Raw genomic sequence first — 26,115 nt, forward strand, 5'->3', positions numbered from 1 at the left:
AGAGTTATATAAAATACATCACATATCACAGTAATAAATAAAATAAGTAAATAACTATTAATAATATATATAGTACCCGTGTATTATTAATAGTTTACAAAAGAGTGTGATGAGTGTGAGAAATGTTGAAGATGTTGCTATATCAACGTTTATTAACATCACGGTGACATCACATTCATCACAGTATGGAGGTAAAAAATGAATTTCGAAATTAAATTAATTGATGGCAGTAGCTATATAACATTTTTATCTAAGGAAGATATCCAAAAAGATCAAAGTGCTATTGAAACATTTTTTAGTATTTATAGTAGAGTTAATGGCATTTATTTTTTAACAACGGGAGGTTATGAAATGTTCGTTCCATTTACTAGCATTGCTTCAATACGATGCTTAGAAAAGTATAAGGAGTATTAGTTTGTAATGAAACGCAGAATTAGAAAGAAAAAATTATGAAAGTAATTTGTTTCTTAATTGTACTGATTTCAGCACTAATATTTTTGAAAATTAACGCAAATAAAAAGTTATTACCACAATGTTTTTATACAACTTGGGTAATAACAATTCTAATTATTTTAGCCTGTTTTTATTGGCTTGTTCTAACCAAATAGGTGCCTTGCGAGTAATTTTATCTGCTAATTCTCGTACTTGATCAACATCATTACCAGAAAAACCAGCGTTACTATCATTAACAATTTTAATAGCATCAATAACTATCTTTTGATCAGATGGATTCAATAATACTAGCAGTTTGGCTCCGGCTTTAGCAGTACTTTTCTTATCATTTTCATTCAAGGTAATAGCCGCAGCATTTATTGAATAAATAAAATCACTAATGATATCAATTTGCTTTTCATATTGTTGAGTTAATTCAGATTCTTGCATTTGTTTAGATTTAAATTCTAAATCTTGCTTTTGCTTTCTTAATGCAAAATTATTATTTAACCAAGCTGTTAAAACGGGCGAAGCTAATGCACAAATGGCAATAATAGCTGAAATTAATGCAGTAATAGTTGAAATATTCATTTAGAATCACCTCCTAATTTACGAGATGATTCTAGTTTAACAAACAGAAAGGATAATTAAATGGGCAATAATTTTAAAACATATACCGATAAACTAGCAGATATCTTGCAAGCTAAAAATCAAGCTTACGGTGATTCTTTCACTAAATCCTTAGATGAAGATGGTTTGCTAGTCTTAAAAATTCGATTAGGTGATAAATTTAATCGAATTAGTTCACTAATTAAACGTGATGAACTTAAAGAAAATGATGAAAGCTTAGAAGATACGCTGTTAGATTTAGCAGGATACAGCATTTTAGGATTGAAATATCTTAAGGAGCATGAAAATGAAGGTAATTGATAATAGAAAATATATTGAAAATGATACATATAAAATCGGAGATGTTCTGCTTTGCAAAAATAGAAATTCAACAGGATTTAGTTTGTATATGCTTTCACATGCAACTAGTCTCAATTATGTAGTTCCTGTGATTCTCCATAATCCAAATAATAATGCTATTTGGAGTTCTAGGACCTTTGATTCAGTTGAATCAGCAGTGAATGCTTTGAAATCAATTTATACAACAGTTACTAAAGTTAATGCACATATTGTGATCGATGATTGGGAGGCATGAAAATAAATAACGAACAAGCAAGATGTCCATACTGCAGGGGCGTTAAAAGAATTCGTAATGATTTAGTTCATTACACTAAAAGAAGAATTATACAGATTAAGCATGGTAATCAGTTGTATGCTAAATTTATTTACCCTAATAGAGAAGATGAAGTAATGGCATATATAAGGTTTTGTCCTATGTGTGGTCGTAATTTAATGGAGGAAAAATAATGCACGGTAAAATCATTTAATTTAAAGCAGAAATCGATAATTTCAAGGTTAAGAATGGCTTAGTAACTGTAAATTTAACAGCAGATACTAAGGATATTGTTTTAGATCAGTTAAGTGAAGTATCTTCAGGTCCTGTAATGGTAAACCTTGAAGCTAGTCAAACCGAACTAATTTCGGAGAATCAAAATGCTGATCATTAGTTGGTGGTTTATCGTTTTGATCGTGAATTGTTTGTTTTACGATTTAATCAAAAACGCTAAAGAAGATATGACACAAAGTTGGCTAAGTGTAGGCTTAACAATAATCGATTTTACTTTAATTCTAGTTTTATTTTTGAAAGGTATTTAACATGAAATTACTTAGATATGAAGACCCTGAAACTTTAATTCATACTTATGGATTAGCTAACAATAAATTCTTTGAAGGCAAAGATTCAAAATATATTTTTGTTGTAAAAGAAAATGCTACTATTACTGATCTCTTGTATAAGAAACATGATATTGAACATTTAGGGATGCAATTCGATCGAGTGGTGATGTAAATGGTTATATCGGAGCATGAAATTCAGAAGCAGATTATGGTGGCTCTATCTCAACATAAGTGTTCTGTATTTCGTACGAATGTTGGTAAAGTTCAAACAATTGATCATCGCTGGTTTGACACGGGCTTGCCTCAAGGATTCCCTGATTTAATGGGTTATCGCTGGGTTGATAATCAATTCTTTTGCATTGAGGTTAAATCAAAAACAGGTAAACCGCGTCCTGATCAAATTAGATTTCATGAATTTCTTCAATCACATAACGTAATTCATGGTATTGCACGATCTGTTCAGGATGCACTAATGATAGTTGATGGTGGATTAGTAGGTTATGGTTATGAATAAATATCAAGAAATATTAACCTTATTAAATAATATCGAATCTAGATACGGCTCTATTGTAAATTGCCCTGAAGATGATCCAGATTATTTAAGGATTCGTGAGTTTTATCCTTCAACAGGTCATGGCAGCAGTATTGATGATTTTGAATATCGAATCTATAAGCTTGCACATGAAGGTTACACGGCTAGTGAAATAGTAAGGCTAGTTAATGGTAATGATGGTGATATTTATAATTTCATCAAGCGACATAGAGTGAGATTAAAAAAAGTTTTTAAGTATCAGATTACTACTCCAAGCGGTGAAAAATATTACGTAACTAATTTGGTTCAATTTATTAAATCTTATTTTAAATATCCGCCTTATCAAAGTAATAGACTACAGTATCTTAAAACGCACGGATTTAAGGTCTCTCAAGGCAAGTATCACTGGAAATTTATCCGCAATGGTTCTTATTACTTGCCACCTTACTTAGATAAACCAGCTGTTAAAAATGGCATAAATTCTTACATTTATGAGGAGGATTGTTAATGGAATTGTTAGTAGATGCATTTACTTATGATCGATTTGTCGAATACTGTAAAGATAAAGGCGTTCCGGTATCAATTGCCGCAACTGAAGCACTAAGAAAATTTATGGAGTGATTATGTGGAGTTAGTACCTAAAGTTGATGCTGTTCAAACCTATAAAAACGTGAGTAACTTCTTTAAAGATGATTTAGAAAAAATAGTTCTTATGGGTGGTAGTCGAATGGTTGATTTATCGTCACCTAGTTTTGAAGAAAATTATGGCTCAAGTGAAGCTAATAGCATTGAAACTAAGTTAATCAATGGTTTAGATGCACAGAACGTTGTTAAATCTGTTCATGATGCCTTATATCATGGCGTAGATCCTGTTTCTCAAAGAATATTAATAGGCCTATACATTAAGCGTCAAAGATGGGTTGACATTCAGCCGCTAGTTTACAGAGAACATACATCGTTTGCTACTTACAGAAAAAGAGCATTACTTACTTTTGCCTATTCTTTTGAAGGATGGCAGATAAAAAATCATTGTGACAAAGTTATAAGATTACTAGCGTACACTTGACGGAACTTGAACGAACGTACAGTGTACGGATTAAGTACGTACTCTGTACGGAGTGAAATCACGTTAATATAGTATTGTCGAAAAATTAAGAAATACTTCTTAAGACAAAACAACAGGCTGATCTCGTGTGAGAATTTTAAACTTATTCGTTTTTTCTTTTGACATCTGATCTGCAGTACACGCAGGCGGGTTGAAGTCCCGCATCAGCCGTAGTGACGTTAGCAAGCGTCGTTAAATAAATTGCACCTTCGTTTAAATTTATAGGAGCACATGAAAACCTAAACGGTAAAATGACACGTCCGACTTAAAGTTACGGTGGTGCTGGTGAAAGTCCAGCCTTGTGCATAGCTTGCGACGACCCTCCCGCTGAGCGGTTAATGAGGCGAGCGAGCGCGTAAACATTGCGAACCATCTGCCGGATGGTTCTCCTAATCGGTCTTATATCAATTGTTTATTTTCATAATATAAACTGCCTTGGTTGTGTTCGTGGTATACACGTGAGTTCGAATCTCACACCGATTATAGTAGGATACAGCTAGCCAATGGTGAGCTAGGCATATGGTAGTCACTGTGTGAGAATTAAATGCCCAATGTTTCTCTTATCGGTTCGATTCCGATGTGTCCTATCTGGCTGCTAGTACTAGAGTTTCTTTAAACTCCTTCGCGCTAGTTAGCAAGTGGAAACATACAGCGTCAATGCGGCGTGTTTGATGCTTCTGCAAAATTCTTAATACGGATTAAGGAACCTAGTAGTTTAATTAGAAAAAACGGTAGCAACTAAGCTAGTAATGATGGTGCAAGTCCATCCTGGGTTTTACTGTCAATTATGGCAGGATAATTTTATTCATCTCAATTAAGTCTGGTAGTTTTTGCCAGGCTTTTTTATAATTGGTTTTGAGGTGAATAGAATATGAATACATTTAAAGAAGAATTTGAAAATAAAAAACTTTCATGGGAAGAAAACGATATGGTTGATGTTGATTACACATGTGGCTACTGTGGAGCATATGTTTCTAGTGATAAAGGAATGCCGTTAATTTATACTGATTTTCGTGGTGATCAAACGATATATAGAGGTGCAGGCGTTTATATTTGTACTAATTGCCGCATGCCTACTTTTATGTATAAAAATATCCAAGTTCCAGGTAACAGATATGGTTCACCAGTTAAAGATGTTCCTGTAAATGTAAATGACGTTTATGAAGAAGCTAGAAGCTGTTATGCCGCTAATGCTTATACTGGAACGGTTTTATTGTGTAGAAAATTATTGATGCATGTTGCTGTTGACTTAGGGGCAAATGAAAATCTTCGATTTATTGATTATGTTAATTACTTGAATGAGCATCATTTTGTGAGTGTAAAAAGTGATGAATGGATTGATCAAATTCGGAGATATGGTAATGAAGCAACACATGAGATTGAAGTTAATACTATGCAAGATGCACAAATGATTTTGAAGTTCTGTGAAATGCTTTTAAAGATGAATTATGAATATCCTTCAATAGCAAATAATGATTAATTAATTAAGTCGGTTTAACCGGCTTTTTATTTTACTCAAAATAAGGTGGTGGTGAGATGGTGTGAAGAAAGTTCATAAAAGTTCAGATTTAGGGACTTTTTTAAAATTAACTAAGAAGCGTCAAAAAGCTATTGTGATGCTATATGAGGACAAAGAAACTATTGGTGAAATTGCCCAAAAACTGAACATTACTGATAGAGCTATTTATAAGTGGAAAAAAGATCCTGCCTTTATTCAAGCTCAAAATGAATATGCTATTCACGTGCTTAATTCCGCTTTGCCAGATTCGATTAGAGAATTGATGAAATTAGTTCAAAACAGTAAATCAGACATGGTTAAACTTCAGGCTATTCAAACCGTACTTAAACATGCTAACCTTCTTTCGGATAACTCAACACCGGAACTCGATAAAGCTAAAATTCGCAAGGCTAATGCCGATGCAAGAGTGGCTGAAGCTAGAGCTAAAGCTATGGAAGATAACGGTGCAGATGTGGAATTGCTGCTTGATAAGATGATGGATACTTTAGCTAAGGAGGATTTAAAGCATGGCTCTAAATGATGTTCTAACTCCTAAACAAGCTGAAGTTCTTCATACTTATTTGACAGTCCCATTTAAGATGATGATTAATGTGGGTGCTGTTCGTGCTGGTAAAACTTACATAGATAATATCTTGCTTATGTATGAGTTGCGGCGTGTTGCTAATTTAGCAAAGAAACGAAATGACAAGCACCCACAATTCATTTTAGCTGGTGCTAGTTCGGGTTCGATTTATAACAATATTATTGCTGAATTATCGCGGCAATTTGGTTTAGATTTAAGACCAGATAAGCACAACCATTATCATTTGTTCGGCGTTGACATTGTTCCAGTTTATACAGCTTCAATAGCTGGCTTATCTGGCGCACGTGGTTTTACTTCATACGGTGCTTATGTCAATGAAACGACTTTAGCTAATCGTGAAGTTTTCAATGAAATTCGTAACCGTTGTTCTATGGAAGGTTCACATATCATTTGTGATAGTAACCCTGACATTCCTACTCACTGGCTAAAAACGGATTTTATTGATAATAAAAATCCTGAAGCTGGTATTATCTCTTACACTTTTACGATTGATGATAATACCTTCTTAGATCCAGGTTATGTAACATCACTTAAAGCATCAACACCTAAAGGCATGTTTTATGACCGTGCAATTAACGGTTTATGGGTTACGGGTGATGGTATTGTTTATCAAGATTTTGATAAAGACACAATGGTAATTGATGATGATCAGGTTCCTGAAAATCTAGAATATTATTGTGGTGTTGACTGGGGCTTTGAGCACCCTAATCCGATTATTCTACTTGGTGATAGTCCTGACGGCACTACGTACATGTTAAGAGATTATACGAAGCAACATAAATTTATTAATTACTGGGTAAAGATTGCACAGAATTTACAAGATGAATTCGGTCGCAATCTTATTTTTTACGCTGATTCAGCAAGACCAGATAACGTAAATGAATTCCAATTCAATGGCATTAACTGTATCAATGCTAATAAGAACGTTTTACCTGGAATTGAATGTGTTGCTAGAAAAATGCGTGAAGGCAAGTTCAAGATAGCTGCTTCATGCGCTTAAGGGATTATGAATGAAATTTATCAATATGCCTGGGATCCAAATACTGGAATGCCGATGAAAGAAAATGAAAACAGACATAACGACCGCTTAGATGCGCTCAGATATGGAATCTATTCAAGAAATGCGAAAGGGGGCTATATTCCTTGGAATTAAAAGATATTCAAAAGATCATTCAAGATACTGCTGGCGAGCGTACTAAGCATATTAATTCTTATGATGAAGCTTTACGATATTATGAAAACGAGAATGACATTACTCGCAATACGGGTGGAAAGTCTAAGATGAACAAAGATGGTAAAGAAGAACCTTTGCGGCATGCTGATAATCGAATTAGTTCAAATTACTATCAATTGCTTGTTGATCAAGAGGCTGGTTACGTTGCAACACAACCACCACAGATTGATGTGGGCAATACTCGTGATAATGATGCTGTCAATGATGTTCTAGGTGATGATTTTGCATTAAAGATTAATAACCTTGTTGTTGATACGTCTAATGGTGGTAGAGGTTGGCTTCATTATTGGATTGATAAAGATGGTATGTTTCGCTATGGGATTGTACCTCCTAATCAAGTTACGCCGATTTACTCGACTAGTTTAGATAATAAATTGCTTGGTGTACTACGATCATACAAACAATTAGATGATGATACTGGTGAATATTTTATTGTTCATGAATTCTGGAATGATAAAGAAGCGTTATTCTTTAAAGAAGTTTCGGTTAATCCATTTATGATTGAACCATATGCGATTATTCCTGTCTTTGATAGTACAGCTGGTTATTCAATGGGAACTAGTGATCACATTACACATGATTTTGGGCGTGTTCCTTTCATTGGCTTTCAAAAGAACAAATTATGTTTGCCTGAGTTACATAAAGTCAAAGGCTTAATTGATGCTTATGATGATGTTTATAATGGCTTCTTAAATGATGTTGACGATATTCAGCAAGTAATTTTAGTGCTTAAGAATTATGGCGGCACCAATTTAGACACTTTCATGAAAGAATTGAAAGAAAAGAAAGCTGTTAGGTTTAATAATGTTGGTAACGGTGATCAATCAGGCATTGATACACTACAGATTGAAATTCCCGTTGAAGCTCGTAATTCGATTCTTCAAATGACCAAGAACGATATTTTCCTTCAAGGTCAAGGCGTTGACCCTGCTAACTTTCAAAGCTCCAATGCTTCAGGCGTTGCAATTAAGATGCTTTACTCACATCTTGAACTAAAAGCCAGCAACACAGAGGCTTACTTTAGAAGATCAATTAGTGAGCTAGTCCGGGCAATTATGCGATATCTTAACTTATCTGATGCTGATGGTCGAACCATTACACAAACATGGACTAGAACTAAAGTTGAAGATGACTTATCACAAGCACAAATGGTTTCAACTGTAGCCAACTTTTCAAGTAAAGAAGCAATTGCTAAGGCAAATCCAATTGTTGATGATTGGCAACAAGAACTTAAGTGGCAGAAAAAGGATATTCAGGATAGCGACGGTTTTAGGTCCTCACAGCAGTTTAATGATCCAGATGAACAGTTAGACGATGAAGACGATAAAACCGCTCCAGATAAGCGAGAGCAGGCAAAACAAAAGCCTGATGATGAATAGCCATGAATTCACAAGAATACTGGCGTAGACGTGTACTTTATGCTAAACAACAAGAACTTGATTCTGCTGCTGATTATGAAGATGCGATGCGATCCAGGCTAAAAGATCTGCAGAACGAGATTAGCAAAGAAGCTAACGTGTTTGTGTCTCGCTATGCTGAAACAAATGAAATTAGTAAAGAAGCTGCTACAAAGATTCTTAGTTCAATCGATTCTGCTAAGTGGAGCATGACACTTGAGGAATTCAAGGCTAAGGCTAAAACAGGTGGTTATGAAAAAGAACTTGATAGCGAGTACTTTAAATCTCGGATTGCTAGACTACAGAGTTTACATGACCAGCTTGCTGATTTTGCTTCTAAATATGCTGACAGTGAAACTGATAGAATGGCTGTGGCTTTAGCTAAGCGATACAATGACACATACTTACTTGAAAACTATAATAAGTATCTTGTAGTTGGTGGTCTTGATATTGATTTAGCCCACTTCAACGAACAGCAACTAAAAGATATTGTTTACCAGCCGTGGCAGGGCAGTAATTTCAGTAAGCGTATCTGGAAAAACTATACTAAGGTTATGCCTGATGTGCTTACTGATGTTCTATTGCGTAGTACTTTAATGGGGTACAGTTGGCAGAGAACACAGCGAATGCTTGAAGATCGGTTTGTTGGTATTGAAAATAAAAATCTGCACCGTTTAATTATTACTGAAATGGGACATGCTGCAGAACAAGCAACAGCTAAGTTCTATGAAGATAGTAGAATTGACCAATATCAGTATCTTGCTACATTAGAATCACATACCTGCGATGTTTGCGCTCATTTAGATGAGCGTATTTTTTCTGTCAAAGATAAAGTAATTGGTTTGAATTATCCGTTAATTCATCCATACTGTAGATGCACGACTTGTGCGTATATGAAAGATTTACCTAATATTACAAGTCGTTGGAGTCGTGATTCTAGCACTGGAAAAGGTAAATGGGTTAAAGATCAACCGTATAGCCAATGGGCTAGAAAAAATGGGCAGAGACCATATTCATTTGATGAATGGAAGAAATTAGAAGGTATTAAGCCTTTAAGCACGTTATTACTTAAAACTAATGAAATAAGTAGTGAATTAGGGAGAAGCAGGTATAGTAAACATCTGTTAACTGATGCATACCATAAAGGAAATAATGATGTAGATCTAACTTATATTTCATCAGATGAATACAAAGAAAAATTTAATAAATTATCTAATAATAAGAAACTTAATTCACAACTTTATAAATATGCTAAAGCTATATTGACTAACAGAGATGCTACTGATCATGAGGATAGTTATATTTTTGATAAAACAGGAACTATGGTAGATCAAACTATTAGTAAGAAAGACGAATATTTACAAGTTTCGGTTCCAGATGAAGTTTTGAAGAAGATTCATGATAATTATGCTCCATGGACATTAGTCGGTTTACATAATCATCCAACTAATATCGGTCCTAGTGGTAGTGATTATGCTGTAGCTAACAGTAGAAGATATGATTTTGGTGTAATCGTTACTCACGACGGTGAAGTTTATAAATATAGTTTTAAGAATGAAAATCATGTTCTTTCATATGCTATAGATAAAACAATTGATAACATCCGAAAAAGCCATTATAATTGGGATGAAGATGAAATTATAAAAGAAACCATGAAAAAACTGAAAGGAATGGGATTAAAATGCGAAAAAATGAAATAAAGGCTTATGTAGATAATATGATTACTAAACCATCTACTGATGCTACAGGTATGACAGCATTTGAAAAAACTTTCAGTGAAGAAGAGTGGGATTACTTTATGAAACTTTTGTGGGAAAAGCAACGACTATACGAAGAAGGAAAGATTACAGTTCCGGAACCTTTAGTCGGATAATTTATTTAAATAATTACGATTAAGAGAATCACAAACGTGGTTCTCTTTTTGTTTGGTGAAATTATGCATAATCTATGGAATAAAATACACTATAGTGAGTGGTTTACAATTGCATTGCAAGTCTTACTTGTAGTGATTGTTTTTGTAGTACTTTCAGTTATAGGAACTCTAATAAATGTGTGGTTTGTTCATTTTATGAAAGATACTTTTGGAATTAATGTTTATTGGACATTACATTAATAATTGTTTGACCTGAGTAAGTCGTAAAAACTGCTCTTTTTGTATGCCTTGTGAGAGGTGAACTCGTATAAAACACGTGAAAGGATTGGAAAAATGAAAAGAGAAAAGTTAAAAAGTTTAGGTTTAAGCGATGAACAGATTAAGGCTGTCATGGATATCAACGGTGTTGATATTGAAAAAGCTAAATCTAATGTTGATCAATTAACTGAGGAAAATAAATCTCTTAAGGAACAGATGGCTAGCCGTGATAAAGACCTTAAGAAGCTTCAAGATCAAGTAAAAGATAATGAAGACTTATCTAATCAGTTTAAAGATTTACAAAAGAAATATAAGACAGATACTCAAGCTCTTAATGAGAAAGTTGAAACTGTCAAGCTTAACAGTGCTATTGATCAAGTTTTATCTGCTAATAAGGTTCGTAATAACAAAGCCATTAGAGGTTTATTGAATAGTGATGAAATCAAGTTTGATAAAGATGGTAATTTAACTGGTTTAGATGATCAAATTAAGAGCTTGAAGAAATCAGACCCTTATTTGTTTGATGGCGGTCAAAAAACTGATTATGAACCAACAAATGGTAAAGAACCTAAAGTAGATAAGAAACTTAATGATATGTCTTTAGTTGAACGCATTGAACTTAAACAGTCAGATCCTGATGCTTATGAAAACTTAGTAAAGCAATCAGGATTTTAGAAAGGAATTTTAAAAGATGGCAATTACAAAGAAAGAAGATTTATTTGATCCTGAAGTACTTGCGCCAATGGTACAAAATACTTATCAAAAGGCGATGGTATTTATGCCTTTAGCTGATGTTGACCGAACATTAACAGGCAATCCAGGTGATACTTTAACTGTTCCAACGTGGGGACACATTGGAGAAGCTCAAGATGTAGCTGAAGGTGAACAAATTCCAGTTGATAAGCTTGGACAAGGCTATGTAAAGGCTACTGTATCTAAGTTTGGTAAGGGTGTTTCATTTACTGATGAAGCTGATTTAGTTAGCTTAGGTGATACAGTTCAACAAGCTACCCAGCAAATTGGTGAAGTTATTGCACAAAGAGCCGATTCTAAGATTATGGATGTAGCATTAGCTGTTAAGAATAATATGACTGTAACTCCTGATGTAGATGGTATTGATGCGTTAGAATCATTCTTTGATACCGATGTTAAGAATCCAGCTTATACAATTATTTGTTCTCCTACAACTCAATTGAAGTTTAATAAGGCAGTTCGTGAATATACTAAGGGCTCTGATACTGGTGCACAATTAGCAATTACTGGAGCTGAAGTAACTGCTTTAGGTGCTTCAATCTACCGTACTAAGAAGATGCCTGATGATAAGCTTGTTGTAGTTCTTTCAACTGATCAAGATATTGCTTACTCACAAGAATTGCAAAAAAAAATGAAGTCAGGTGATTTATCTGATAAGGATATTAAGGCTCTTAACTCTGGTCGTGCATTCAAGTGGTTTGTGAAGCGTGATACTTTGATTGAACCTGATCGCGATAAGGGTAAGCAAATTAACACTATTTATGGTACTCAAATTGCTGCACCTTATGTACAAAACCCATCAAAGGTATTGGTTGCAACACTTGGTAAAGAAATTATTTTACCTAAAATTAATACTGAGGATTCTGATGCTAAGCCAACTAGTGACAGTACTGTTGAGCAAATTAAAGCCTACTTAGACTCAAAGGGTATTGATTACACTGGTAAGACTAAGAAGGAAGACCTATTAGCATTGGTAAAGTAGTAAGAGGTGATACCCATGCTTACACATGAACGCTTTGATGACCTACTTGAGCAAGTACAGCAGCTACTACCTAAGCGTGAAAATGATACTGATGGCAGATATAAAACAATTACGGTATATGCATTAAACAAAACCATTCAAGATGTGGCTAACTTCTGTAATATTCCAATTGATGAATTGCCTGAAGAACTTGATTACACGCTTGTTGCTATGACTGTTCAAGTAGTCAAAACACATGGTTGGTTAGATCCTGAAAATGACAGCTCAAATGTTCAATCTCTTAATGAAGGAGATACTAGTGTAACCTTTAAGTCTATAACAAGCATTTTTAGCGAGTTACAGGCTGTAAATCCGATTACGGACAATTACACTAATATTCTTTATAACTTCAGGAGGTTACCAGAATGAGCCTGTTTGAGGGGCTAAAGCAAGTAGTACCAAGATTGTGGTTTGATAAAGCGACTATTCAAGGAACCAAGAAAGTGGTTAAAAATCATGTAACTAATAACGTTCCGATTACAATTGTTGAAAATGAGCCTTGCAAAGTTATCCTTAAGGGGCAATCTGCAGGCACACAAACCATCTTTGGTACTGATAAGTACGATGCAAAACTATTAATTAGAAACGGTATCAACATTCCAGCTGGTGCCGTTATTTTGGTTACTGATCAGAATGGTAATGTCACCAAGTATAAGCGTTCGAGTATGGGTTACACCGGATATTACAGTCACCAAGAATTAGCAATGATTCGAGATGAAAAAGCATGAGCCTGGGTGAAGTTGATGATGCAGAATTTCAAGCGTGGGCTAACCGTGTAAAAGGCAAAATTCAATCTGATTCAATCAAAAAAGAATTAGGTGATAGTGCTAAACGAATTGGTGCTCAAGCTTTGAGACAATTTAAGGCTAATACACCGGTTGATACGGGTAATTTACGCCGTAGTTGGAATGCAGAAGGACCTTTTTATTCTGGCGGTTGGTCAATTAAGTTGGAAAACAATGCAGAATATGCTTCATATGTTGAAAATGGTCACCGTACTAGAGGCGGTAATAGTTGGGTAGCTGGTCAATTCTTTATGAAGAAATCAGCGCAACAAATTGAGGCTCAACTACCTGATTTAATTACACCTGGCTTGTGGGCTTTTAGGGACTTACTAGAATAATGAATTTAACACAATTAATAGTTGATGAATTAGCAAGGATTTTCCCGGATGCGACAATTTACACAGAGAATCAATCTAGTGGGTTTAAAGAGCCTAGCTTTTATGTGAGCAGAGTACCAGTGACACAGGTTAAGCCTGCTTTATTTGATATTCAGGAACGCACATATAGCTACCAGATTGTTTACTTTGCTAATCCAGAAAAACCAAATGCGGATATGGAGCGTGTGCAGGATTTATTAAGCGATAATTTTTTAACGCTTGGTGATCAAGCCACTGTTAAAAATCGTGAGTTTAAACCAGATACGGTTGAACACACGGTTATTTTTATGTTTGATGTTTGGCTTAGGATGTACAGAATTACTGATACAACTCCAATGGAAGGAGATATTAAATTTAATGGTCAAATCAAGGACTAAGGGTGCGCCAACTTATGGTAAGCAAGCTCTTATTACTAGCAAAATGTTTACACCGGTCGAGCGAGATATTTTAAAGCTCTCACTTGATGAAAATAAAACTTACACACTTGATGAGGTCAATAAAATTATTGCTGATTTTAAGGGAGGTATTTAGATGGCTGGAACGTGGAAAGCTCAAAATAAGCGCCGTCCAGGTGCTTATATTAATGTTAAAGGTAATCGTGTTTCATTAGACGATTCAACAATTGGACGGTTACTAATGGTAAGTAATACTGAATTAGGCTGGGGCAAATCGGGTGTAATTCCTGTAAGTAACCTTACTGATTTTAGAGCAGAACTTGGTTATAAAATTGATGATCCTAAATTAGTATCTTTAAAAGAAGCTCTTAAAGGTGCTGAAACGGTATTATTTGTAAATATTAATGAAGGTACTAAGGCAACTGGAACAGCAGAAACATCGCCTTGGGAATTTACTGCAAAGTATCCAGGTGCTAAAGGAAATGATATTAAAGTATCAATTGAATCAATGCCAGTTAAAGAAGGTGATCCAACTAGAGCAACAGTTACCACACTTTATGGCTCAAGTATCGTAGATCAAGAAATGATATCTGCTACTCAAATCGCTGAATTTACTGGTAATGCGTATATTGATGTCAAGCCTAGTGAAACAGTAACCAAATTGCCTACCGCACCAGTAACCATCAGTTTAACAGGTGGTGTTACTAAAACTTTAGCCGTTGAAGATTTAATGGATAAGGCTCTTGAGGATGAGAATTATGCTGTTGCAACAACAGCCGGTATGCCTACAGATTCTAATATTCACGCTTTACTTGTTGAGGGAATGAAAAGACTTAGAGAAAGCGAAGGTAGAAAAGTTAGAGCTGTAATTCCTGTAAGTAGTGATGCACCAGTTTACAACTATGAAGGTGTGTCTATGGTAGTTAATGGTTTTATTGAAGGTAATGGTACTAAAGTATCAACAACAAACGCCGCTGCATTTTTTGCTGGTATCTCTGCTAGTGCAGATGCTGGTACGGCTTTAACGTATTATGAAGTTTCAGATGCAATTGAAGCTAGTCCTAAATTGAGCAATGAACAAACTATTGATGCCTTGAATAAAGGTGAAATTGTATTTACTACTCGACCTGGTCAACATGTGGTAGTAGAGCAAGATATTAATTCACTTGTTAAATTTACTAGTGATAAGCCTAAATCATTTAGTAAAAACCGCGTGGTTAGAACTCTTGATGAAATTTGTACAAATACTACCCAAACCTTTGAAGGCAGTTTCTTAGGTAAAGTTGGTAATAATGCTAATGGTCGTGATTTGTTTAAGGCAAACCGAGTAAGTTATTTGCGTAATTTACAAGAACAAAATATTATTCAAAACTTTGATGAAGATGATATTAAGGTATCACCTGGTATTGATGGAGATGCAATTGTTGTTAATCTTGCTGTAACTCCAGTAGATGCCATGGAAAAGCTTTACATGACTATTACTGTGGATTAGGAAGGAGCTTGAATAGATGTCACAATTAGAAAGATTTATGAGTGGTAGAGATACCATTTCAACTAAGGCAGCTAAGCTTACTGTAACTATTAACGGTGAAGTTATCCCTATCATTGAATGTAATAAATTTACAGCTAAGCTCGAAAAGAACAAAGAAGATGTACAAGTACTTAACAACAATTGGAAAATGAAGAAAACCACCTCTGTTGAAGGTACTGGTACTCTTGGTGGTTATTGGATTAATTCAAATTGGATTAAATACGGTATTCCATTTACTCAAGAAAAAGGTGATTTGTACTTTCAGGCTACCTTGACAATTGAAGATCCTACTAGTTCAGCAGGTAAACAAATCGTTCAGTTCGATTATGTAAATCTTGATGATATTCCTATTGCTGATTTTGAAGCAGATGATGGGGTAATGGAATATGAAACTGATTTCACTTTTGAAGGTGTTCATTTAATTCAAGCTTTTAAAGGTGTAGATGCAACTGATCGAAATTACTTAAATCAATACTAAAATTATTAAAGGAGAATTACTATTATGGCTGAAAATTATAATATCGATGACTTCATTAATGTTGAAAGTCCAATTAAAGAAGAGCAGGTAAATTTTAAGCGATTCAAGTCCCCATTTAAGGTAAGATCCTTAACTGCAGATGAAGTAACTACACTAAGAAAGCAAGCTACTAAACCAGTACTTAATAAGAGAACTCATACTTATCAACCGGAAATGGATCAAAATAAGTTTAGTGATTTAGTTATGGCTGAAAGTGTAATTGTTCCAGATTTAAAGAATGAGAAGCTTCAAAAAGCTTATGGTGCAATTGGTGAGCCTGCTAAAGTTTTAGAGTTAATGTTATCAGCTGGTGAATATGTCACTCTTTCACAAAAGGTCATGGATATTTCAGGCTTAAATGGTGATTCTGCTGAAGATCTTAAGGAAGAAGCAAAAAACTAATTGAAAATTCAATTGGTGATTTCACTATTTATCACTATGTTTTGCAAGAATACCACTGGACGCCTAAGCAATGGGCGAATTTAAATAAACGTGAAAAGGCAATAGTTGCAGCATCAATTGAATTAAGAACGAAATTAGAAAAAGAAAAGGAAAAAGAAGCAAAGAGGAAGGCAAGGTCAAAACATATTTAATGTATGAAGAAGGCTTTTGCCTTCTTTTTTTGTATAGAGAAACTAGAAAGGAGGTAATCAATGGGAACAATTAGTACAACTATCAAGATCAATGATGCGTTTAGTAATCCGCTAGATAAGTTAGCTTCAGGCCTTTCAAAAGGTCAATCAGCTATGGGACGATTAAAAAACGCATTAAGTGGTAATGCTTTTGGTGATGCTCAAAAATCTTCAGATGGCTTTTTCAAGTCTATGGTTGGCGGTACTGTTGTTGGTGGTCTAATTAACAAAGGTATGGGACTGGCAAGTAATGGGGTACGTTCTATGCTTGATGAATTAGATGAAGCATCTACTTCATGGCAAACTTTTGAAGGCAATATGCATCAAATAGGACGTACACCAGCTCAAATCGAGAGTGCCAAAAAAGATATGCAGAAGTTTGCCCAAGAAACCATCTATAGTGCTTCGGACATGTCTAGTACTTATAGTCAACTAGCGGCGGTAGGCACCAAAGATGTTGGTAAGTTAGTTAAAGGCTTTGGTGGATTAGCTGCGGCAAGTAGTAATCCACAACAAGCCATGAAAACTTTAAGTGAGCAAGCCACGCAAATGGCTGCTAAGCCTAAAGTACAGTGGCAAGATTTTAAGCTAATGCTTGAACAAACTCCAGCGGGTATTTCTGCTGTCGCTAAATCAATGGGTGAAAGTACTCAGCAACTTATTAAAGATGTTCAAGATGGCAAAGTTAAAACACAAGATTTCTTAAATGCCGTTGCTAAAACAGGTACGAATGCTAATTTTAGTAAGATGGCTACGCAGTATAAAACTGTTGGTCAAGCTATGGATGGCTTGAAAGAAACTTTAGCTAATGGATTACAGCCACAGTTTCAAAAATTATCTAAGATCGGTATTAATGTTGTATCTGATATTACTGATCAATTGGGCAATATTAACTGGGGTGCAATAGGTGATGGCTTAGTTTCTGCAATCAACTATATTCAACCTGTTATAGAACGCTTAAAATTAGGTTTTTCTGATTTATTTGAAGGCTTTGCTAATTCTGGTGTTGGTGATTCTTTAGTAAATATGTTTCAAGATATTGCTGATGCTGTAATGGATCTTACTAATACTATGAATCAAGGAGATAGTGGAGGCAGTTTCTTTAAGCAACTTGGTAAATTAGCAGGTGGTGCTTTAAGTGGAGCTGCTAAAGCTATCTCTGGAATTGCACAAGCAATTGGCAAACTTGATCCTGATTCATTAATGACACTTGGAAGAGCGTTCATTATTTTGAAAGGTGGGATTAAAGGTATTGTACTTACTGCAATTGTAAAAGGACTACAACAACTTAATGAGTTAGATCCTGGTACAATTCAAAGTATTGCTAAGGCTATTACTATGCTTGCACTTGCTTTCACAGTTTTAAAAGCTGTTGGTAAAGGAATGGCATTTCTTAAAGGAATCAAAGATGCTTTTAGTAGTTTAGGTGGTATGAAAACTCCTAAAATGCAAATGCCTGAAGCTCCTAAAGCAGGTGGTATCCTTCAAAGCGCTGGTGCATTTATGAAATTAGGTGCCGCATTACTTATGGTAGGTGGTGCAGTTGTATTGGTAGCTGTAGGATTTAAATTAATTGCTGATGCAGCCACTCAACTAGCTTCAGGTGGTGGAGCTGCTATCGCCGTATTTTTCGGAATGATTGCGGCAATTACATTACTGGCTGTGCTCGTTAGGGTTTTAGGCCCTGCAATGATTGGTGCTAGTGTAGGCTTTTTAATGTTTGCGGCGGCATTGTTAATAATCGGTGCGGCTGTTTTTATTGCTAGTGCTGGTTTGGCTTTACTTGCTACGCAATTGCCTATCATTTCTCAATATGGAACTAGTGCCGCAGTTGGTTTGCTGGCTTTAGCTGGAGCCATGGCGGTATTCGGCTTAGCTGCTATTATTGGTGCAGTTGGTTTAGTTGCCTTAGGGGTAGCTTTAATGGTAGTAGCTGTAGGATTTACAATAGCTGCTGTAGGTGCCTTATTGCTAGGTGTTGCTCTAATGCTTGTAGGCGTGGGAGCACTGGTAGCTGCAGTCGGAATAATTTTACTAGGTGTAGGTTTAGCCTTAGTAGCTGCTTTTGCTATGGTAGCGGCTATAGGAGTTTTACTTTTAGGAGTAGGCTTAATGCTTGTGGCTGTATCAGCCATGGTAGGTGCAGTCAGCTTAATGCTAATGGCTGTAGCTTTAATGATGATCATGGTTACAGCAATGGTTGCTGCTGTTGGTATGATGCTTTTAGGTGTTGCTTTAATTATGGTAGGACCTATGGCAATGATAGCTGCAGTCGGCTTGATGTTAATGGGTGCCGCATTAATGCTTGTAGCCGCTGGAATTATGACGGTAGCTGCAGGTGCTATGATGTTGGCTGCTGCTTTAGTAGCTGTAGGCGCTGCAGCAATGATGATGGTTGCAATGTTTATAGCTGCATTTGCAATGCTAGTTAGTGCTGCCACATCTGCTATGTCAAATGTGGCTAATGCTGTTAGAAATGGTATTAATAATGCTGTTAATGCAGTGCGAAGCATGGCTAGTGCTATGGCTTCAGCTGGACGTGATTTAATCCAAGGTTTGATTAATGGTATCCAATCAATGATCGGTAGTGCTGTTGCTGCTGCTCGAAGTGCTGGTGAAAAGATTGCCGGTGCGATTAAAGGATTTTTTCATATTGGTTCCCCATCTCGTTTAATGCGTCAATATGGACGTTGGATTGATCAAGGCTTAATTAATGGTATTAATCGTGATGCTAATGGTGCTGTTGATGCCTCTGGTGTAATGGCTCAAGGAATTGCAGATAATGTAGAAGGCATTAATCCGTCAATTGGTTTTGATTTAAATTCTAATCCTGGCGATATTTTGGCTGATGGCTTTGATCGGGCTTTGCAATCAATTTATAGTGTAGCGGGTGCTATTTTTGGATTGAATGGTAGTAAGGCAAACATTGGCATAGCAGGTACTAACGGATTTCTTAATAGTTCTTTAGGTGCTAATTCAGTATCTTCTAATTCAATTACTCCAAATAGTTCTTTAAGTACTATTAATGGTGCAAATACTGATAACAGTCGTCAACTTAATATTGGCGAAGGTGCAATTGTAATTCAAAGCACTGGTAATGAAGGATATGATGCTGATAAATTACTAAAGGAATTAGAAGATAAGATTTTAGAAGCTGGGGATAAATCATTAGGAGGCTAATATGGTAAAAAAATTAGGTATTTATTTAACGGACCAAACCACTAATAAAACTATTCAATTACCTGTAAATCCTAAAGAATTTAAGTTGAAGTATGAAACAGATGATCATTCTGAGACTGTTACTAACTTAGGTGAAGTGAACTTAATAGGTAATTTAAAACTAACCAGCTTATCTATTGAAAGTGTTTTTCCATATGATAAACCACATTATTTGGCTTTAGCTGATCCGCTTACGCCTGATGATTACATAAAACAACTAAAATCAATACAAAGTAAAAAACATAAAGTACGACTGGTTATTTCGACAACTAAAGTAAGTATTTTGATGACTATTTCAGGTTTTGAATATGGTTATACAAATGCTTACATGGGTGATTATGCTTATACTTTAGAATTAAAACAATATCGTAAATTTAGTTACAAAAAAATAAACTCACCTAAAGCAAAAGGTAAAAAATCTGGTAAAACTAAAAAGCGTTCATCACCAGCTAAGAAAGTAAGTATTGGTTCAACTGTAAAGGTGAATGGGCGCTTACATGCTGATAGCTATGGCCGTGGTGCAGGACAATATGAAAAAAATGCTACACGTAAGATTTTATATATCTGTCCTGGTCGTAAATATCCAGTATGTGTAGGAATTGGTAAAACTGCCAGAGGATGGGTAAAAATGAGTGAGGTTAAAAAGGCATGATAGACTTTAGTTTGAATTTATATCGGCGTAGTACTCACTTTACCCATGCCAAGAAAAAAGCAAAATATGGTTTAGCTAAAGTAGCAAAAGATAATTCAATTAAATGGACTACTTATTTAAATTATTCAGCTGCAGAATTAGATTTTGATTTAGTTTATCCAGGTAAACCAATTATTCCGTATACAGGTGACATTATTTCTTTTACTTGGGATAAGCACAAATTATTTTATGGTTTTGTTTTTAAATACCAGGTTAAAGAAGATAATTCTGTATCTGTTAAATGTTTTGCTCCTAGTCGCTATTTGAAAAACAAAGATTCAATTGTATTTAAAACAGGTACTACATCTGATCGTTTTAATGAAGTATGTAAAAGAGCAGGAATTAAACATAAAATTGTTTCTGGTTCTAAACATAAGGTAGCTGCAGAGGTTTGTGATAGTAAAACTTATTTTGATATGATTAAATCTGCTATTGATAAAACAGAAACGGCTACAGATAAACACTATTTTATTTATGATAATTACCAAACAGTTGAATTGCGTAGAGTGCCGTATAAAAAACTTGATATTTATGTTGGTAGTAAATCTGGAATGACAGGTTTTACTTACGCTGTTGATATTGATCAAACTTATAACGTGATTCGAGTAGTTAAAAAGGATTCTAAGAAATCTCAAACTGTTACTGCTACTGCTAAAGGTAAGAAAACTACTAAAACAACTACAGGTGATGATCCTAAAAATACTAGTTTTAGTTATACCGATGCTAAAGGTCAAAGTATTAAGCAATGGGGTAGGTTACAAACTACTGTGAATGCTAAAGAAAAAGCTAATCAGGCACAAATGCTTCAACAAGCAAAGGATACTTTAAGACAAAAAAATCGAGCTAATAAAACGTTAACTATTACTTGTTTAGGTAACATCAATTTAATAGCAGGTAATGCGGTCACAATAAAAATTATCGATTTAAAGAAAAAAATTAGTAATTGTCCAATTATTAAAGCTGTCCATACTTTTGGTAGTGATTATAAATGTGATTTAACAATGAAAGCAGGTGAATCATGGCAGGAGAACGGCTCTATGAGTTAATTAAAGGACAACATATACCATCAAGTGAAAGATCAGATATAGTTTATGGTAAAGTGTTAAGTTCTAAACCTTTAAAAGTTCAACTATCTAATCAAATGGTATTAGATGAAAACTTTATTGTGTTAGGTAAACATATTGGTAAATTTAAACTACAAGGAAAATCTCATTTAAAAGGTAATGCGAATGTTACTTTTCATGGCCATAATCAAACTGCAGAAATTCACAATGCTAATATAAAATTTCCTAAAAAAGAATTTTATATTGAATTTGATAATTCACTTGAAAAAGGTGATAAAGTCACTATGATTCGTTGTGATGGTGGTCAAAAATTTTATCTTTTTGAAAGAGTAGGTGAAGATGGTTATGGATTCTGATGAATTGGACACAGGAGCATTGCTTGATGGTGCATATCTTGAGGAAGATACAGATGATGAAGAAGACCAAGAAGAGCCTACTTTAACCTTTAAAGTTGATCATGGTCGAATTAGATACAAAACCGATGAATTAGATGCAATGGTGCAGGCTGTTGACAAAATTCTTAGAACTGATCGTTTCGTTTATGCAATCTATGATGATCAATATGGTAATGATCTAAATGAGCTTATCGGTAAATCATTTGATTATGCTGAAACTGAAGTAGAAAGAATGATTGTTGAAGCGTTAACTGCAGATGAACGAGTAATTAATGTTGAAGTCGAAAAAATCTGGCGTATTGCTAAGGAGATTTTAGGTGTAAGTGGGACCTGTTACACGGTTTATGGTGATGTACCAATAGAAAGTGAGATGACACTAACTAATGAATCCTAATGAACTAGCACAAGAATTTGAACAGCAAGATTCTGATTATTGGCTTGATTTAATGCTTGATAGAGTACCTGAAGATATTGATAAGCGTGAAGGATCAATTATTTATGATGGTTTAGCTCCAGCCGCACAATTGATGGGAATGCAATCTTTATCAATGGCTAACATTATCAGGCAAACTTATATAAGAACTGCACAAGGTGAGTATCTTGATTATCGTGCAGCAGAACATGGAACTAACAGATATGAAGCAACTAGTGCAGAAGTTAAAGCAAAATTTCAAGATATTGATGGTAATCCAATTAATAATGTAAATATAGGTGATCGATTTTCTAGTATTGGCGAATCACCTATTTTTTATACAGTTACTAAAATTAATGAAGATTTAACTGGAGAACTTGTTGCTGATGAAAAGGGAACAGAGCCTAATTCGTATTTAGGTCAAATTTTACCTGTTACTCCAAATGATGAATTATCTTTTGCTGAAATTAAGGAAGTAACCATACCTGCTAGGGATGCTGAAAACGATGAACATTTAAGAGCAAGGATTCTTAATGCTAATAGCTGGATTGCTTACGGTGGTAATGTCTCAGATTATCTAGATATGATGAGTAAAATTCGTGAGGTCGGAGCAACACAGGTATATCCAACTTGGCAGGGACCAGGTACAGTCAAACTGGTAATTGTAGATAACGATTATAAGCCAGCCTCCAACACCTTAATTAAAAAGGTTAAGGAAGAAATTGATCCTGAAGATAAAACTACACAAGGATATGGGTTAGCCCCAATTGACCACCGGGTTACTGTAGTAGCTCCTGAATTGCTTAATGTAAATATTGAAGCAAACATCATTGTTGGTGCTGATACTAATCTAGAAACTGTAAAAAACAATATCAAGAAAACCTTAGAAGATTTTTTTAATAGTTTGCGTCAAACTTGGAGTAATATCGACTCTACTCAAGGACGTGGCTATTCAATGGTAGTTTATCGTTCTAAAATTCTTTCACGAATTATGATGGTTGAAGGTGTGGCTAATTCATCAATGCCCAAACTAAATGGCAAAGATGAAGATATAATGCTTACTTTTAATAATGATGTGTCACAACTACCTATGTTAGGTGAGGTAACGATTAATGGATAAAGATTATATCTTAAATTACATGCCTGACTACTACAATGGTGTGTATGAAATGGAGGAACTTCTAAAGGCTCAGGGTTTTGCTCTAAGTGAATTTGATGCCGAACAAGAACGAGTTCTTTTAAATCAATACATTATTAAAGCTGATGAAAAAGGGATTGCAGTTTTTGAAGATGAAGCAGGAATTAAACCAGATCCGAATGATGATCTAGAGACTCGTAGAAATCGAGTTTTATTACGTTTACTACCACCTAAGCCATTAACAGTAAAGTATTTAAATCACTTACTAAGCTTAATGAATTTGAAAGCCACAGTAGCAGTTGATCATCCTAAAAGACTAGCAGTAATTGAAGCAAAATCTTTAGATATTGATGCTCAAAAAATTAAAAGCATTAAGTACATGATGAATCTTTGCTTACCGGCTAATATGATTTATCAAATTAAGGTGGCATTATCTAGAGTTGATATTAATAACGAAATGTATCTAGGGTTTGCTCAAACTAGCGATACTTTCATTAAGATTCCTGCTAACACTGGACAGCTTAACTTTAGAAATGATTTGATCACTGATGTTTATATTGGTATAGGATATAACACAATTGTTGAAAGCAGTATTGGTTACAACATTGAACAAAAGAAAGGAGTAATTAAGTAGTGTCAAAATATAATAAAACGGTGTTAACACAAGCAGGAATAGATCTTGCTAAGCGTGCTAATGCCGGTCAAGCAAAATTTAAAGTTACCCGAGCGGTTACTTCAGCTGATGATTTCAGTGGTACCCCAGTTCAACAACTGGAGCGAATGACTGAAATACCCAACATCATGCAAAACGGCAAAATTTTAGACGCTGAGGAAGTTGAAAGTGATAACGCTGTAATTGGCGTATCATTAAGATTTACTAATGAAGGACTAACAAGCGGATATAAAATTAAAATCATTGGTTTATACGTTCAAGAGGACGGACAGACTAATGATTTTTTATATGCGGTAACTACGGCGGTTGAGCCTGAATATATGCCGGACTTTAATGACAATGTTCTGTATAGATTCAACACTCAACTTTACTTAGTAATTGGAAGAGCACAGAACGTCACTGTAGTTGTTGATGATGATACTGTGGTTTCGATTAAGAAGTTTAACGACTTTAAAAAGCAGATGGAGGACGCTTTAAAAATTAAAGCAGATCTATCTTCTCTTGATAACTTCTACACAAAAAAAGAAGTTAATGATCAAATCGAACAAGCCGGAAAGGTTAAAAAAGCTAGAATTAATGAAGGTGAAATTGTAGAGCCTGATGATCAAGGCGTTTTAAATTTACTGGTTGACGACGTTAAACTTAACGATTTTCCTACTGTCATAGCAGATTTAAACGATTTGACTACGGCTGGAATATACCGTTTTAGTAACCTTACAATTCCTGAAGCTCGGGCAATAAAAAATAATCCTGTGATAGCACCTATCAGTAAAGCCAGATCTTTTATTAAAGTTCTTGAAGACGTTGGAAATGTTGTTCAGGTTGTTGTAAATGTCGGTGACGGCTCTTACGTCTATGTTAGAGTTAAGATCAAAGCAACCTCGACCTGGACGAGTTGGAGTTGCTTGAATCCATCACAGATGAGAGATAACGACATTCAAAAACTTATTAATGATGAAATTACTAAATTAAATATTAATCAATATGCAACTAAAGAAGAACTTAATAATATTAGCAACAAAGTAGTTAATTCCGTTAATGGTGTAAAACCCGATTCAAACGGTAATACTACTATTGACACTGTAGATAACATTACTGTTACCACGGGCTTTGATTGGAATACAGCGACACCGACTAATGAAACACGAAAGTCAAATAATGTTTGGCTAGTAGATCAACAAGTTTTTTCGGGTGCCGTTGAACGAATGAATCAAAACCGTGATAATGCTAATGGGCGACTGTCTTTAGCTGGCGGCACAATGAATAAAGGCGCAACAATTAATTGGAACGGACAAGGCTCTACCAATTTACATGAAGGCAACATAGGTGGTTTGACTTGGACTGGTGGAACTGATTCGGTACAGTTATTTGCTGATAATGATGCTGATGACAATCTTGATCTAGTAGTTCAATTGGGTGATGATGGCTCAAATGGCGTGATTATTAGGAATGCTAGCGGTAATCAAGTAGCTAAAGTTGATGCTGCAGGTAATATTACTAGTCCAACTATTACAGCATTGCTTAAAGAAATTACTGACCTAAAAAACCGACTAGGTGAAGATGAAGGTAGAATTACTCACATTGAAAACAACTATGTAGAAGGTCGGAGATTCCCAGCCAGTCAAGAAGCACAAGCCCAAGCCTGGGAAAATGAAAAGCCGACCAGATTGGCTATGATTGAAAAGTAAGCAAAAAAAAGTAAGAAATTTTGTAAGCAAAAATAATAGATGGTATAATACGAGGTGCAACAAGTGAAATTGTGTAAAAAGTATATACTCAAAAAGCATTACCTGA

32 protein-coding genes and 1 pseudogene are annotated in these 26,115 nt (G+C 35.0%); 32 read left to right on the forward strand and 1 reads right to left on the reverse strand.

Features of this window, described 5'->3' with window-relative positions:
• Nucleotides 1-198 precede the first annotated feature (198 nt).
• The gene (locus Q0Y84_RS00410) at nt 199-414 is read left to right on the forward strand and encodes a hypothetical protein (protein WP_297949651.1); all 216 of its coding nucleotides are present in this window, start codon (nt 199-201) and stop codon (nt 412-414) included.
• A 153-nt stretch (nt 415-567) separates the two neighbouring features.
• Here the strand turns inward: Q0Y84_RS00410 and Q0Y84_RS00415 are convergent, their stop codons facing one another.
• The gene (locus Q0Y84_RS00415) at nt 568-1,023 is read right to left on the reverse strand and encodes a hypothetical protein (protein WP_297949653.1); all 456 of its coding nucleotides are present in this window, start codon (nt 1,021-1,023) and stop codon (nt 568-570) included.
• A gap of 60 nt (nt 1,024-1,083) precedes the next feature.
• Here Q0Y84_RS00415 and Q0Y84_RS00420 point away from each other — a divergent pair, with 60 nt between their 5' ends.
• The 31 genes and pseudogenes from Q0Y84_RS00420 (at nt 1,084) to Q0Y84_RS00570 (ending at nt 26,009) form a co-directional block, all read left to right on the forward strand.
• Nucleotides 1,084-1,362, forward strand: a complete 279-nt coding sequence (locus Q0Y84_RS00420; protein ID WP_297949655.1) for a nucleotide modification associated domain-containing protein — start codon at nt 1,084-1,086, stop codon at nt 1,360-1,362.
• A complete protein-coding gene (locus tag Q0Y84_RS00425; protein ID WP_297949657.1) occupies nt 1,349-1,636 on the forward strand; it encodes a hypothetical protein in 288 nt (95 codons plus the stop codon). Before Q0Y84_RS00420 ends, Q0Y84_RS00425 begins: the two co-directional genes overlap by 14 nt.
• Entirely contained in the window at nt 1,633-1,848 is a 216-nt protein-coding gene (locus tag Q0Y84_RS00430; RefSeq protein ID WP_297949659.1) for a hypothetical protein, read from the forward strand. Before Q0Y84_RS00425 ends, Q0Y84_RS00430 begins: the two co-directional genes overlap by 4 nt.
• Before the next feature lie 349 nt (nt 1,849-2,197).
• Nucleotides 2,198-2,389 (forward strand): hypothetical protein, encoded by a 192-nt coding sequence (locus Q0Y84_RS00435; RefSeq protein ID WP_297949661.1) that lies wholly within the window; start codon nt 2,198-2,200, stop codon nt 2,387-2,389.
• A complete protein-coding gene (locus Q0Y84_RS00440; RefSeq protein WP_297949663.1) occupies nt 2,390-2,731 on the forward strand; it encodes a VRR-NUC domain-containing protein in 342 nt (113 codons plus the stop codon). It abuts the gene before it with no gap.
• Nucleotides 2,724-3,257: a hypothetical protein gene (locus tag Q0Y84_RS00445; RefSeq protein WP_297949665.1), complete on the forward strand. Its 534-nt coding sequence runs from the start codon at nt 2,724-2,726 to the stop codon at nt 3,255-3,257. Before Q0Y84_RS00440 ends, Q0Y84_RS00445 begins: the two co-directional genes overlap by 8 nt.
• 117 nt (nt 3,258-3,374) lie before the next feature.
• Nucleotides 3,375-3,815, forward strand: coding sequence for an ArpU family phage packaging/lysis transcriptional regulator (locus tag Q0Y84_RS00450; protein WP_297949667.1), 441 nt, complete (start codon nt 3,375-3,377; stop codon nt 3,813-3,815).
• A 910-nt stretch (nt 3,816-4,725) separates the two neighbouring features.
• Complete coding sequence (locus Q0Y84_RS00455) at nt 4,726-5,334, forward strand: DUF4145 domain-containing protein (RefSeq protein ID WP_297949669.1); 609 nt, start codon at nt 4,726-4,728, stop codon at nt 5,332-5,334.
• A gap of 61 nt (nt 5,335-5,395) precedes the next feature.
• Nucleotides 5,396-5,893: a phBC6A51 family helix-turn-helix protein gene (locus Q0Y84_RS00460; protein WP_297949671.1), complete on the forward strand. Its 498-nt coding sequence runs from the start codon at nt 5,396-5,398 to the stop codon at nt 5,891-5,893.
• Nucleotides 5,880-7,109, forward strand: a pseudogene (locus tag Q0Y84_RS00465) (PBSX family phage terminase large subunit). Before Q0Y84_RS00460 ends, Q0Y84_RS00465 begins: the two are co-directional and overlap by 14 nt.
• A complete protein-coding gene (locus Q0Y84_RS00470) occupies nt 7,100-8,569 on the forward strand; it encodes a phage portal protein (RefSeq protein WP_297949673.1) in 1,470 nt (489 codons plus the stop codon). The pseudogene Q0Y84_RS00465 and the gene Q0Y84_RS00470 overlap by 10 nt, the downstream one beginning before the upstream one ends.
• A gap of 2 nt (nt 8,570-8,571) precedes the next feature.
• Nucleotides 8,572-10,287 carry a minor capsid protein gene (locus Q0Y84_RS00475; protein WP_297949675.1) on the forward strand — a complete coding sequence of 572 codons (1,716 nt, stop codon included), beginning with the start codon at nt 8,572-8,574 and terminating at the stop codon, nt 10,285-10,287.
• Nucleotides 10,269-10,460, forward strand: coding sequence for a hypothetical protein (locus tag Q0Y84_RS00480; RefSeq protein WP_297949677.1), 192 nt, complete (start codon nt 10,269-10,271; stop codon nt 10,458-10,460). The genes Q0Y84_RS00475 and Q0Y84_RS00480 overlap by 19 nt, the downstream gene beginning before the upstream one ends.
• A 333-nt stretch (nt 10,461-10,793) precedes the next feature.
• On the forward strand, nt 10,794-11,393 hold the full coding sequence (locus Q0Y84_RS00485; protein WP_297949679.1) for a phage scaffolding protein: 600 nt from the start codon (nt 10,794-10,796) through the stop codon (nt 11,391-11,393).
• Between the two features lie 16 nt (nt 11,394-11,409).
• On the forward strand, nt 11,410-12,453 hold the full coding sequence (locus Q0Y84_RS00490; RefSeq protein WP_297949681.1) for a hypothetical protein: 1,044 nt from the start codon (nt 11,410-11,412) through the stop codon (nt 12,451-12,453).
• Between the two features lie 15 nt (nt 12,454-12,468).
• Nucleotides 12,469-12,861 (forward strand): hypothetical protein, encoded by a 393-nt coding sequence (locus Q0Y84_RS00495; protein WP_297949683.1) that lies wholly within the window; start codon nt 12,469-12,471, stop codon nt 12,859-12,861.
• Nucleotides 12,858-13,220 carry a hypothetical protein gene (locus Q0Y84_RS00500; RefSeq protein WP_297949685.1) on the forward strand — a complete coding sequence of 121 codons (363 nt, stop codon included), beginning with the start codon at nt 12,858-12,860 and terminating at the stop codon, nt 13,218-13,220. The genes Q0Y84_RS00495 and Q0Y84_RS00500 overlap by 4 nt, the downstream gene beginning before the upstream one ends.
• Nucleotides 13,217-13,615: an HK97 gp10 family phage protein gene (locus Q0Y84_RS00505; RefSeq protein ID WP_297949687.1), complete on the forward strand. Its 399-nt coding sequence runs from the start codon at nt 13,217-13,219 to the stop codon at nt 13,613-13,615. The genes Q0Y84_RS00500 and Q0Y84_RS00505 overlap by 4 nt, the downstream gene beginning before the upstream one ends.
• Nucleotides 13,615-14,031 (forward strand): DUF6838 family protein, encoded by a 417-nt coding sequence (locus Q0Y84_RS00510; RefSeq protein ID WP_297949689.1) that lies wholly within the window; start codon nt 13,615-13,617, stop codon nt 14,029-14,031. Before Q0Y84_RS00505 ends, Q0Y84_RS00510 begins: the two co-directional genes overlap by 1 nt.
• Nucleotides 14,012-14,185 (forward strand): hypothetical protein, encoded by a 174-nt coding sequence (locus Q0Y84_RS00515; protein WP_297949691.1) that lies wholly within the window; start codon nt 14,012-14,014, stop codon nt 14,183-14,185. Before Q0Y84_RS00510 ends, Q0Y84_RS00515 begins: the two co-directional genes overlap by 20 nt.
• Nucleotides 14,186-15,541 (forward strand): phage tail sheath family protein, encoded by a 1,356-nt coding sequence (locus tag Q0Y84_RS00520; RefSeq protein WP_297949693.1) that lies wholly within the window; start codon nt 14,186-14,188, stop codon nt 15,539-15,541.
• Nucleotides 15,542-15,557: 16 nt separating this feature from the next.
• Nucleotides 15,558-16,058 carry a phage tail tube protein gene (locus tag Q0Y84_RS00525; protein ID WP_297949695.1) on the forward strand — a complete coding sequence of 167 codons (501 nt, stop codon included), beginning with the start codon at nt 15,558-15,560 and terminating at the stop codon, nt 16,056-16,058.
• A 24-nt stretch (nt 16,059-16,082) separates the two neighbouring features.
• Nucleotides 16,083-16,499 carry a hypothetical protein gene (locus Q0Y84_RS00530; RefSeq protein WP_297949697.1) on the forward strand — a complete coding sequence of 139 codons (417 nt, stop codon included), beginning with the start codon at nt 16,083-16,085 and terminating at the stop codon, nt 16,497-16,499.
• Between the two features lie 251 nt (nt 16,500-16,750).
• Nucleotides 16,751-19,909 (forward strand): tape measure protein, encoded by a 3,159-nt coding sequence (locus tag Q0Y84_RS00535; RefSeq protein WP_297949699.1) that lies wholly within the window; start codon nt 16,751-16,753, stop codon nt 19,907-19,909.
• 1 nt (nt 19,910) lies between these two features.
• Nucleotides 19,911-20,600, forward strand: coding sequence for a hypothetical protein (locus Q0Y84_RS00540; RefSeq protein WP_297949701.1), 690 nt, complete (start codon nt 19,911-19,913; stop codon nt 20,598-20,600).
• Complete coding sequence (locus tag Q0Y84_RS00545; protein WP_297949702.1) at nt 20,597-21,685, forward strand: hypothetical protein; 1,089 nt, start codon at nt 20,597-20,599, stop codon at nt 21,683-21,685. The genes Q0Y84_RS00540 and Q0Y84_RS00545 overlap by 4 nt, the downstream gene beginning before the upstream one ends.
• Nucleotides 21,658-22,059, forward strand: coding sequence for a DUF2577 domain-containing protein (locus Q0Y84_RS00550; protein ID WP_297949704.1), 402 nt, complete (start codon nt 21,658-21,660; stop codon nt 22,057-22,059). Before Q0Y84_RS00545 ends, Q0Y84_RS00550 begins: the two co-directional genes overlap by 28 nt.
• Nucleotides 22,049-22,492 carry a DUF2634 domain-containing protein gene (locus Q0Y84_RS00555; protein ID WP_297949706.1) on the forward strand — a complete coding sequence of 148 codons (444 nt, stop codon included), beginning with the start codon at nt 22,049-22,051 and terminating at the stop codon, nt 22,490-22,492. Before Q0Y84_RS00550 ends, Q0Y84_RS00555 begins: the two co-directional genes overlap by 11 nt.
• On the forward strand, nt 22,482-23,630 hold the full coding sequence (locus Q0Y84_RS00560) for a baseplate J/gp47 family protein (protein ID WP_297949708.1): 1,149 nt from the start codon (nt 22,482-22,484) through the stop codon (nt 23,628-23,630). Before Q0Y84_RS00555 ends, Q0Y84_RS00560 begins: the two co-directional genes overlap by 11 nt.
• Complete coding sequence (locus Q0Y84_RS00565) at nt 23,623-24,282, forward strand: putative phage tail protein (RefSeq protein WP_297949710.1); 660 nt, start codon at nt 23,623-23,625, stop codon at nt 24,280-24,282. The genes Q0Y84_RS00560 and Q0Y84_RS00565 overlap by 8 nt, the downstream gene beginning before the upstream one ends.
• Entirely contained in the window at nt 24,282-26,009 is a 1,728-nt protein-coding gene (locus tag Q0Y84_RS00570) for a hypothetical protein (RefSeq protein ID WP_297949712.1), read from the forward strand. The genes Q0Y84_RS00565 and Q0Y84_RS00570 overlap by 1 nt, the downstream gene beginning before the upstream one ends.
• Nucleotides 26,010-26,115 lie beyond the last annotated feature (106 nt).

It is taken from the genome of uncultured Lactobacillus sp. (genome assembly GCF_947367125.1).
Taxonomy (GTDB): domain Bacteria; phylum Bacillota; class Bacilli; order Lactobacillales; family Lactobacillaceae; genus Lactobacillus.

Excerpts from the sequence above, each read along its gene's own strand:
- Q0Y84_RS00550 (WP_297949704.1), top strand. The coding sequence starts at position 21,658 with ATGGCAGGAGAACGGCTCTATGAGTTAATTAAAGGACAACATATACCA.
- Q0Y84_RS00480 (WP_297949677.1), top strand. The coding sequence starts at position 10,269 with ATGCGAAAAAATGAAATAAAGGCTTATGTAGATAATATGATTACTAAA.
- Q0Y84_RS00485 (WP_297949679.1), top strand. The coding sequence starts at position 10,794 with ATGAAAAGAGAAAAGTTAAAAAGTTTAGGTTTAAGCGATGAACAGATT.
- Q0Y84_RS00410 (WP_297949651.1), top strand. The coding sequence starts at position 199 with ATGAATTTCGAAATTAAATTAATTGATGGCAGTAGCTATATAACATTT.
- Q0Y84_RS00420 (WP_297949655.1), top strand. The coding sequence starts at position 1,084 with ATGGGCAATAATTTTAAAACATATACCGATAAACTAGCAGATATCTTG.
- Q0Y84_RS00520 (WP_297949693.1), top strand. The coding sequence starts at position 14,186 with ATGGCTGGAACGTGGAAAGCTCAAAATAAGCGCCGTCCAGGTGCTTAT.
- Q0Y84_RS00415 (WP_297949653.1), bottom strand. The coding sequence starts at position 1,023 with ATGAATATTTCAACTATTACTGCATTAATTTCAGCTATTATTGCCATT.
- Q0Y84_RS00510 (WP_297949689.1), top strand. The coding sequence starts at position 13,615 with ATGAATTTAACACAATTAATAGTTGATGAATTAGCAAGGATTTTCCCG.
- Q0Y84_RS00525 (WP_297949695.1), top strand. The coding sequence starts at position 15,558 with ATGTCACAATTAGAAAGATTTATGAGTGGTAGAGATACCATTTCAACT.
- Q0Y84_RS00455 (WP_297949669.1), top strand. The coding sequence starts at position 4,726 with ATGAATACATTTAAAGAAGAATTTGAAAATAAAAAACTTTCATGGGAA.
- Q0Y84_RS00440 (WP_297949663.1), top strand. The coding sequence starts at position 2,390 with ATGGTTATATCGGAGCATGAAATTCAGAAGCAGATTATGGTGGCTCTA.
- Q0Y84_RS00505 (WP_297949687.1), top strand. The coding sequence starts at position 13,217 with ATGAGCCTGGGTGAAGTTGATGATGCAGAATTTCAAGCGTGGGCTAAC.
- Q0Y84_RS00555 (WP_297949706.1), top strand. The coding sequence starts at position 22,049 with ATGGATTCTGATGAATTGGACACAGGAGCATTGCTTGATGGTGCATAT.
- Q0Y84_RS00445 (WP_297949665.1), top strand. The coding sequence starts at position 2,724 with ATGAATAAATATCAAGAAATATTAACCTTATTAAATAATATCGAATCT.
- Q0Y84_RS00500 (WP_297949685.1), top strand. The coding sequence starts at position 12,858 with ATGAGCCTGTTTGAGGGGCTAAAGCAAGTAGTACCAAGATTGTGGTTT.
- Q0Y84_RS00475 (WP_297949675.1), top strand. The coding sequence starts at position 8,572 with ATGAATTCACAAGAATACTGGCGTAGACGTGTACTTTATGCTAAACAA.
- Q0Y84_RS00435 (WP_297949661.1), top strand. The coding sequence starts at position 2,198 with ATGAAATTACTTAGATATGAAGACCCTGAAACTTTAATTCATACTTAT.
- Q0Y84_RS00490 (WP_297949681.1), top strand. The coding sequence starts at position 11,410 with ATGGCAATTACAAAGAAAGAAGATTTATTTGATCCTGAAGTACTTGCG.
- Q0Y84_RS00430 (WP_297949659.1), top strand. The coding sequence starts at position 1,633 with ATGAAAATAAATAACGAACAAGCAAGATGTCCATACTGCAGGGGCGTT.
- Q0Y84_RS00425 (WP_297949657.1), top strand. The coding sequence starts at position 1,349 with ATGAAGGTAATTGATAATAGAAAATATATTGAAAATGATACATATAAA.
- Q0Y84_RS00530 (WP_297949697.1), top strand. The coding sequence starts at position 16,083 with ATGGCTGAAAATTATAATATCGATGACTTCATTAATGTTGAAAGTCCA.
- Q0Y84_RS00535 (WP_297949699.1), top strand. The coding sequence starts at position 16,751 with ATGGGAACAATTAGTACAACTATCAAGATCAATGATGCGTTTAGTAAT.
- Q0Y84_RS00560 (WP_297949708.1), top strand. The coding sequence starts at position 22,482 with ATGAATCCTAATGAACTAGCACAAGAATTTGAACAGCAAGATTCTGAT.
- Q0Y84_RS00565 (WP_297949710.1), top strand. The coding sequence starts at position 23,623 with ATGGATAAAGATTATATCTTAAATTACATGCCTGACTACTACAATGGT.
- Q0Y84_RS00545 (WP_297949702.1), top strand. The coding sequence starts at position 20,597 with ATGATAGACTTTAGTTTGAATTTATATCGGCGTAGTACTCACTTTACC.
- Q0Y84_RS00495 (WP_297949683.1), top strand. The coding sequence starts at position 12,469 with ATGCTTACACATGAACGCTTTGATGACCTACTTGAGCAAGTACAGCAG.
- Q0Y84_RS00515 (WP_297949691.1), top strand. The coding sequence starts at position 14,012 with ATGGTCAAATCAAGGACTAAGGGTGCGCCAACTTATGGTAAGCAAGCT.
- Q0Y84_RS00540 (WP_297949701.1), top strand. The coding sequence starts at position 19,911 with ATGGTAAAAAAATTAGGTATTTATTTAACGGACCAAACCACTAATAAA.